Annotated in this window: 1 protein-coding gene; it reads right to left on the bottom strand. The window is 76.0% G+C overall.

From position 1 onward, the window contains the following. Window positions 1-25: 25 nt before the first annotated feature. On the bottom strand, window positions 26-1,648 hold the full coding sequence (locus E1291_RS41255) for a TRAFAC clade GTPase domain-containing protein (protein WP_242614699.1): 1,623 nt from the start codon (window positions 1,646-1,648) through the stop codon (window positions 26-28). Window positions 1,649-1,787 lie beyond the last annotated feature (139 nt).

Genomic DNA, 1,787 nt, shown 5'->3' with positions numbered 1-1,787 from the left:
CGGGGTCGCTCGCCGTGTCGTCCGCTCAGGCGAAGCGGAGGGTGTCGGCGAGCAGCCGGACGTAGTCGGCCGCCGTCCCCGGCACGCCGGGGACCTCCGGGGCCGCCGGCGCGGGGCCGTCCGCGGCCGTCCGGTCGTCCGGCCCGCCGGCGGTCAGCCCGCACACCCAGCCGAGCAGGTCGGCGACGCCGGCGGGCTCGGTGGCCAGCCCGGAGGCCAGGTAGCGGACCTGCCCGGCGACCTTGTCGAGGGTCCGGACGGTGTTGCCGAGCCCGACCCGGCCGAGCCAGCCGCGCAGGTCGGCCCCGTCGCCGAGGCAGCGGCCGATCTCCGTGCGGGTCAGCAGGTCGACCTTGGTGACGACGACCGCGACGCGCTTCTGCCGGCCCTGGTCCGGCCGCGACCGCAGCTCGTTCAGCAGCCGCTGCAGCGTGTCGGCGGGGTCCTCCTCCGACGAGGCCGCCGCCTCGTCCACGAACCGCCGCTCGTCGCTCGTCAGGGAGCGCCTGACCTGCGGGAGCGCGAACGGGTCCACCACGAACAGCAGCGCCTCGCCGTGATCGAGGTAACGCAGCGACTCCACCTCGGTCGCGCCCGTGTAGTGCTCGCCCGCGGGGTCGAACAGGTACAGGATGCGCCGCGCGCGCCCCGGCAGCTCCACGTCCACCATGGTCGCCTGCGGCAGTTCCGGTCCGGTCTTCGCGAGCCGTCCGCCGCGCTGGAACTCGCGTATCGCCCCCGCGTACGCCTGGGCGTGCTTCCGTTCCACGAACGCCAGCCGTCCCCGCACCGCGTTGGCCCGCTCGTGCAGCGCCCGGATGCCGAGGACCATGAAGGTGGTCTTGCCCGCGGCGGGGCCGCCGACGAACGGCAGCGGCTCCACGCGGACCCGGCCGATCCGCTCGGGCAGCCGCCCGCCGCAGTGCGGGCAGTACGCGGCGAGCCGGAAACGGCCGAGCGGGACGGTCGTGGGCAGCCGCGCCCCGCACCGGCACACGTGCCGGAACGCGCCGCCCGCGCCCGGCGCCAGCCGCCGGTGCCGGGCGCCGCACCCGGGGCACTCGTACTCCGGCAGTCCGATCCGCTCGTAGCAGAACGGATGCGGGCAGGTCTGCAGGATCCGCCCGTAGGCCATGAACACGCGCTCGACCGCGGCCAGGACCAGCACGCACGCCAGCCATCCCGCCAGCCCGACCGCCGCGACCAGCCCGTACAGGACGGTCAGCGCCAGCACGAACACCCCGGCGGGGACGGCCGCGGCGACGATCCCCGCGCACAGCGCCACCCAGATCGGGAACGCGAAGAACCCCCACAGCCCGCCGAGCAGAGTCCGGGTGAGGCGCACGACGATGCCCGACGCGGTCGTCCACACCTGTGGCACGACGGTCCGGGTGATCGTCCACCAGTCCCGCCACACCTGGGCGAGCAGGTAGTGCCGGTAGGCCACGTCCGGGGAGGCGACCGGGGACGGGCCCTCCCGCGTGGACGGGACGAGCGTGCGGCAGGCGTGCAGGTAGTACAGGCCGAGGGCGGCGGCCCCGGCGACGGCCAGCGTCGCGGGGAACAGCACGGGGAACACGACCGTGAACCCCAGCCACATCGCGCCGATCCACACGGCGATCAGCAGCAGCACGATGACCGGTTGCACGGCTCACCGCCCCCCGGGTCCGTCGAGCAGGTCCCGTAGCGCCGCCCGCAGCCCCGGCTCGGCGGCGAGATGGGCGCCGAGCTGCCGGGCCGCGACCCACCGGCCCGCCGCCTCGCGCGCCCACGCCTCCAGCGCCGGC

The sequence above is a fragment of the Actinomadura roseirufa genome, from assembly GCF_900659635.1.
GTDB classification, from domain to species: Bacteria; Actinomycetota; Actinomycetes; order Streptosporangiales; family Streptosporangiaceae; genus Spirillospora; species Spirillospora roseirufa.
Note: the sequence above shows the minus strand (reverse complement) of the source record. Positions and strands in the feature narration are given on the sequence as shown.